Source organism: Variovorax sp. RTB1, from assembly GCF_035018765.1.
GTDB lineage: Bacteria > Pseudomonadota > Gammaproteobacteria > Burkholderiales > Burkholderiaceae_C > Variovorax.
Genome location: NZ_JASJXG010000015.1, coordinates 99,614 through 105,809 on the forward strand (window position 1 = coordinate 99,614; position 6,196 = coordinate 105,809).

The window sequence follows — 6,196 nt, forward strand, 5'->3', positions numbered from 1 at the left end:
CTTTCGCTGCCCCGACACCTTGCCAGGACGCCGCCTTGACCGCATTCGCTTCACCCCCCCTGCCCGCCACCGCACAACCCGTGACGGCGGCCATGCTCGAACAGTTTTCCGACGCGTGGAACCGTCACGACCTGCCGGTTCTGATGTCTTTCATGCACGCCGATTGCGTGTTCGAAACCGCCGCCGGCAGCGAAGCCTGGGGCGCGCGTCATCAGGGTCACGCAGCAGTCGCGGCGGCCTTCGAGTCGGCCTGGAAGAACTTCCCCGACGCGCAATGGCGCGACGGCAAACACGTCGTCATGGGCGACCGCGGCATGTCGGAGTGGACCTTTACCGGCACCGCCGCGGACGGCACGCGCAGTGAGTCCGGCGGCGTCGATGTGTTCACATTCAAGAACGGCAAGATCCTCGTCAAGAACGTCTTCCGCAAGGCCCGTCCCATGCTGCCCGCCTTGTCATGAGCATCGCCACGCCAAAGGAAATCTTCGCGCCCTACGACCCGGCGTACGACCCGCTGGTGTCCGACGGCCCCGGCCACAACCGCGATTACGCTCCGACCTACTGGGCCGCCACCGCAGGCCCGGCACCCGACGACGACGGCCCGGTGTCCGGCGACATCGATGCCGATGTGGTCATCATCGGTTCGGGCTTTACCGGCCTGGCGACCGCGCTGTTCCTCGCCAAGGAGCACGGCATCAAGGCAGTGGTGCTCGAAGCCAATCGCGTGGCCTGGGGCTGCACCAGCCGCAACGGCGGCCAGGGCCAGAACGCGAGCGGTCGCCTGTACCGCTCGCAATGGATCGAGCGCTGGGGACTGGAGACGGCACGCCGGCTCGACGCCGAGATCCGCTACGGCTTCGAGACCTTCAAGGACCTGGTCGCCAACGCCGATTGCGAGCCGCAACCGGGCGGCCATCTCTACATAGCGCACCGCGACAAGAAGATGGCGTTTTTGAAGAACGAGGCGCGCGTCATGCGCGACAAGTTCGGCTACGACACGCGCTTGCTGACCGCCAGCGAAGTGCGCGCCGAGTATTGCAACGATCACGAAGCGCACGGCGCTATGCATGAATCCGAAGGCATCTGCGTGCACCCGCTCAAGCTGGCCTACAGCTACATGAAGCGAGCGCGCGCCGTCGGCGCCAAAGTGCATCCGTCGAGCCCGGTCATCGGCTGGCAAACCATCAACGGCGTGCATCATCTGAAGACGCCGGGCGGCACGGTGCGTGCACGCGCGGTCGGTATCGCGACCGGTGCGTACACCGCGCCCGGCCTGCACCCGACGCTCACCAATCGCTACTTTCCGGTGCTGTCGAACTCGCTGGTGACGCGCCCGCTGACACCGTCGGAGCTGGCGGAGACCAACTTCCTCACGCGCGAAGCCATCACCGACACGCGCACGCTGCGCTTTTATTACCGGCTGCTGCCCGACAACCGCGTGCAGATCGGCAGCCGCAGTGCCATCACCGGTGCCGATGCCAGCGCGCCCGAACATTACGCGTTGCTGATCGACGGGCTGGCCCGCAAGTTCCCGCCGCTCAAGGGCATCCAGATCGACTATTCGTGGTGGGGCTGGGTCGACGTGGCGCACGACATGATGCCGCGCGTGGTGCAGCCCGACCCCAAGCAAAGCGTGTTCTACGCACTGGGCTACGGCGGCAACGGCGTGTCGTTCTCGGCGCATGCCGGTCGCCGCATGGCACAGCGCATGGCGGGTGAGCCCGACCCGGTGTTCGACCTGCCGATCTACGACAGCCCGCTGCAGTTTCCGGCGCAGGGCGAGTGGGCGGCACGCTTCCGGCGCTTTGGGCAAAGCATGTTGTACCGCTGGTACTACCTGCACGACGAAGTGCTCTAGCCGACCGCCCCGCCCGGCCACTGGCCCCAACGATTCACTGCCACTGGCTCCATCGTGCCCCTTACGATGGAACGCAACTTGCGCAGCCGCTTTCAGACTTCAGAGGAACTGTCATGACCCCCCGAAACTCACCCTCCGCGTGCTCCTGTCTGCCGCTTCGCTCGCTATGACTTTCGGCGTGCTGTCGCTGGCGCAGGCCGAAGACAGGAAGAAGGGCGGCACGCTCGTCATCGGCTCGACCCAGGCGCTGAAAGACGTGCCGGTGCTCGGCACCGTGATCGGTGGGCGCGTGCTGGGCTTGCCGAAGATCGATACCTCCAAGGCCGCATGAGCAACGAAACGACTCGCACCCAGGCCGGCCGCATTCCGCTCACCGTCATTGGCGGCTTTCTGGGCAGTGGCAAGACCACGCTGCTCAACCATCTGCTCAAGCACAACGACGGTCGCCGGCTCGCCGTGCTGGTCAACGACTTCGGCGCCATCAATGTCGACGCCGCGCTGGTCGTCTCGCGTGGCGCCGACACCATCAGCCTGCGGAACGGCTGCGTGTGCTGCCAGATCGGCGGCGACCTGACCGACGCACTGATCCGCGTCATCAGCAGCACACCGCCACCCGATGCCATCGTCATCGAAGCGAGCGGTGTGTCCGACCCCTGGCGCATCGCGCAGGTCGGGCTGTCGGACCCGGCACTGGCGCTCGACGGCGTGATCGTCATGGTGGATGCGACGTCGGTGCTCGCGCAGGCCGACGACCCGTTGCTTGGCGACACGGTGTTGCGCCAGCTGCGCGCCGCCGACCTGCTCGTGCTGAACAAATGCGACCGTGTCGACGAACTCGCCATGCAGCGCCTGCACGACTGGCTCGATGCCAACGCGCCCGACATCCCGCACTTCGAGACCCACTTCGCGCAAGTGCCGCTCGCCCTGCTCGGCGCACCGGGCTGGCCGCGGGACATGGAGGCGCCTGCGCAGGACGATGCCGGCCTGGCGCTGCACGGCGATCTCTTCGCGAGCTGGTCGAATTCGGCTGACGTTACCTACCACGCGGCCGCACTGCGCGAACTGCTGCGCGCCATGCCCAAGGGCGTGCTCCGGCTCAAAGGGGTGATCAGGACCGACCTGCACGGCTGGGCCGTTCTGCAATTTTCAGGTCGGCACGGATCGCTCCGGGCCTGGCCCCCAAGACACCCGTTGCCGATCGACGGCGCGGCCAGCGCCATCGTGGCCATCGGGCTGCGCGACCGACTCCCCACAGCAGCGCTCGCTCTCGCCTTGCACAAGGCAGTGAAGGCGCGGACCGAAGACGCGCCCGCTGCAGCGTCGCCTCTCCCTGAAAGCACCGACTGAACACCACCGCTACCGCACCCGCCCCGCTGATGGGCCGCGACCTGCTCGCTGCGCTCGGCGTGGTCGTTATCTGGGGCCTCAACTTCGTGGCGATGAAATATTCGTTGCGCGACTTCACCCCATTCCAGCTCGGCACCTTGCGCTACGTGTTCGCGGTGCTCCCGCTGATGCTGTTCGTCAAACGGCCGACGCTCTCGTGGCGCTGGCTGGTGCCCGCCGGGCTCGCGCAGTTCGGCCAGTTCGGCCTGCTGTTCGTGGCCTTGCAGATCGGCATGACGGCGGCGCTCGCGTCGGTGCTGATGCAGACGCAAGTGTTCTTCACGACCCTGCTCGGCGTCGTGCTGCTGCACGAGCGCCTGAGTGGCCCGCTGCGGGCCGGCCTGGCGTTGGCGGCGATCGGGCTCGGGTGCTTCGCGGCCAACTTCGTCGGCGGCGGCGCGACGGGCGGCATCACGCTGGCGAGCCTGGTGCTCAACCTCTTCGCCGCTGCGATGTGGGCGGCCTCCAACATCGTCGCACGCCGGGCGCAGCGCGCCAGTCCGGGCTACGACCCACTGCAGTTCGTCGTTTGGATGTCGGTGGTACCGATCCTGCCGTTCGCGCTCATGGCCTGGCTGTTCGATCCGCCGGCGTCACGCTGGCAATGGACGCACGCGAGCCTTGGCGCATGGGCCGGTGTCGCGTACCTGGGCTGGTTCGCGACCGTGGTGGCCTATGCGCTGTGGACCTCGCTGCTCAAGCGGCATCCGGCCAATCGCGTCGCGCCCTTCAGCCTCGGCGTGCCGATCATCGGCCTCGCGGCCGGCATGCTCACGCTCGGCGAACGGGTGTCGGCATGGCAGTGGGCCGGCAGCGGCTGCGTGGTGGCGGCGCTGGCGGTCGTGATGTTCGGCGGGCGGATGGCCGCGCGCTGGTATTCCTACCGGCGCGATTGACAGCAGATTGTTTATAGTTAAAGTATTTAGCTATAAACATTTTTTTGGTCGATCCATCTTGTCGGAGAGTTCATGTCCCGGTTCACCAAACCCACCTGCGCCGCCGCGTGATCGCACAGCGTCTCGCGAATCCGTGAAACCGACCCCGCCGTGACCGGCATCCTTCTCCTCGAACAGCTGCTGAACGGCCTGGGCTACGGCCTGATGCTGTTCCTCCTCGCAGCCGGGCTCACGCTGGTGTTCGGCATCATGGACGTGCTGAACCTGGCGCACGGCTCGCTCTTCATGGCCGGCGCCTACGTCGCAGCCGAGGCGCACACGCGCACCGGCTCGTTCGCGGCGGCGATCGTCATCGCGGTGCTGGTGACGGTGGTCGTCGCGCTGTTGCTCGAAGTGCTGTTGATGCGAAGGCTCTACCAGCGCGAACATCTGGCGCAGGTGCTCGCGACCTTCGGGGTGATCCTGGTGGCCGACGACATCGTCACGATGGTGTGGGGCCCGTCGCCGGTGATGGCACCGACGCCCGCTGCGCTGTCGGGGCCGATCGAAATCATTGCGGGGCTGCCCTACCCGTCTTACCGCCTCGTCATCCTGGCCGGCGGCATGCTCGTCGCGCTGGCGCTGTGGCTGCTGGTCAATCACACGCGCATCGGCATGCGGGTGCGCGCGGGCGCATCGGACCGGCCGATGGCCGAGCTGATGGGCGTGCGCGTCGGCCGCATCTTCAACGGCATCTTCTTGCTCGGTGCCGCTCTGGCCGCACTGTCCGGTGCGCTGATGGGGCCGATCGTCGCGGTGCAGGTCGGCATGGGCGAGCAGATTTTGATTCCGGCGCTGGTCGTGCTTGTCATCGGCGGCATCGGCTCCGTGCGTGGCGCGTTCGTCGCGGCGCTGCTGGTCGGTCTGGTCGACACCATTGGCCGGGCGTTTGTGCCGATGTTGCTGCGCGCCACCTTGCCACCGTCGACCGCGGCCGACCTCGGCCCGCTGTTCGCCGAAGTGGCGATGTACGCGCTGATGGTGATCGTGTTGATCTTCCGGCCCTCGGGCCTCTTCTCGGCCAGAGCATGACGCAGCGCAACACAACATCCACCGTCGTCATCGCGATCGTGTTCGTGCTGCTGGCCGCGTTTCCGCTGGTCGCGCCATTGCTCGGACTGGAGTTCTACATCGGCTTCGTGCGGCGCGTGCTGGTCGTCGCACTGGCCGCGGCGAGTCTGAACTTCATCCTCGGCTTCGGCGGCATGGTGGCGCTCGGGCATGCCGGCTTCATCGGCGTCGGCGCGTACACGGTGGTGGCGCTGAGCAATGCGGGCGTGATGTCGGCCTGGATCTTGTGGCCCGTCGCAGCCTTGGTCGCAGGCATCGTGGCGGCGCTGGTCGGCACCGTGGCGCTGCGCACGCGCGGCGTGTACTTCATCATGACCACGCTGGCCTTCGCGCAGATGCTGTATTTCGTCGTCGTCTCGCTGCGGCGCTATGGCGGTGACGACGGCTACACGCTGCCAGCGCGGCCGACCCTGTTGCCGGGCCTCGACCTGGCCGACGACTCGACCTTCTACTGGGTCGTGCTGGTGCTGGTGTCGCTCGCGCTGCTGTGGCTGCACCGCGCCACGCGCTCGCGCTTCGGCTATGCGCTGATGGGCATCAGAGACAACGAAACGCGCATGCGTGCGCTGGGCTATCCGGTGTTCCGGCTGCAGCTCGTCGCCTTCGCCATCGCGGGTGCCATCGCTGGCCTTGCCGGTGCGCTGCTGGCCGGGGGCAACGGCTTCGTCAGCCCGGCGACGATGCATTGGACGCAGTCGGCCACGTTGCTGGTGATGGTCGTCATCGGCGGGCTCGGGCGCAGCTGGGGCGGGCCGGTGGGCGCTGCGGTGTGGCTGCTGCTCGAAGAGGTTTTGAAGCAGTACACGGACCATTGGCATCTGCCGCTGGGGTTGCTGTTGATCGCTGTGGCTTTGTGGGCGCCGAAGGGGTTGGCGGCGTTGTACAGGCGCAGAAACTCCCTTACCCCCACCCTCACCCCGACCCACACCCCCGAGGGGAGAGGGGG

At 67.1% G+C, this 6,196-nt stretch carries 7 protein-coding genes; all 7 read left to right on the forward strand.

The window, feature by feature from the left end; translation table 11 throughout:
• The first annotated feature begins 92 nt into the window (after positions 1-92).
• Positions 93-461 (forward strand): nuclear transport factor 2 family protein, encoded by a 369-nt coding sequence (locus QN397_RS12110; protein ID WP_323497882.1) that lies wholly within the window; start codon positions 93-95, stop codon positions 459-461.
• On the forward strand, positions 458-1,858 hold the full coding sequence (locus tag QN397_RS12115; protein ID WP_323500963.1) for an FAD-dependent oxidoreductase: 1,401 nt from the start codon (positions 458-460) through the stop codon (positions 1,856-1,858). The genes QN397_RS12110 and QN397_RS12115 overlap by 4 nt, the downstream gene beginning before the upstream one ends.
• Before the next feature lie 139 nt (positions 1,859-1,997).
• Positions 1,998-2,189, forward strand: coding sequence for a hypothetical protein (locus QN397_RS12120; protein WP_323500964.1), 192 nt, complete (start codon positions 1,998-2,000; stop codon positions 2,187-2,189).
• Entirely contained in the window at positions 2,186-3,205 is a 1,020-nt protein-coding gene (locus QN397_RS12125) for a CobW family GTP-binding protein (protein WP_323500965.1), read from the forward strand. Before QN397_RS12120 ends, QN397_RS12125 begins: the two co-directional genes overlap by 4 nt.
• A 29-nt stretch (positions 3,206-3,234) precedes the next feature.
• Entirely contained in the window at positions 3,235-4,140 is a 906-nt protein-coding gene (locus QN397_RS12130) for an EamA family transporter (RefSeq protein WP_323497872.1), read from the forward strand.
• A gap of 150 nt (positions 4,141-4,290) precedes the next feature.
• Positions 4,291-5,211 (forward strand): branched-chain amino acid ABC transporter permease, encoded by a 921-nt coding sequence (locus QN397_RS12135; RefSeq protein ID WP_323497874.1) that lies wholly within the window; start codon positions 4,291-4,293, stop codon positions 5,209-5,211.
• Positions 5,208-6,196, forward strand: a 989-nt coding sequence (locus QN397_RS12140; protein ID WP_323500966.1) for a branched-chain amino acid ABC transporter permease, incomplete at its 3' end; no start/stop codon positions are given. The genes QN397_RS12135 and QN397_RS12140, both read left to right, overlap by 4 nt.

Bases quoted from the DNA above. Each gene is read 5' to 3' on its own strand.
- QN397_RS12125 (WP_323500965.1), top strand. From the start codon at position 2,186: ATGAGCAACGAAACGACTCGCACCCAGGCCGGCCGCATTCCGCTCACC.
- QN397_RS12130 (WP_323497872.1), top strand. From the start codon at position 3,235: ATGGGCCGCGACCTGCTCGCTGCGCTCGGCGTGGTCGTTATCTGGGGC.
- QN397_RS12115 (WP_323500963.1), top strand. From the start codon at position 458: ATGAGCATCGCCACGCCAAAGGAAATCTTCGCGCCCTACGACCCGGCG.
- QN397_RS12110 (WP_323497882.1), top strand. From the start codon at position 93: ATGCTCGAACAGTTTTCCGACGCGTGGAACCGTCACGACCTGCCGGTT.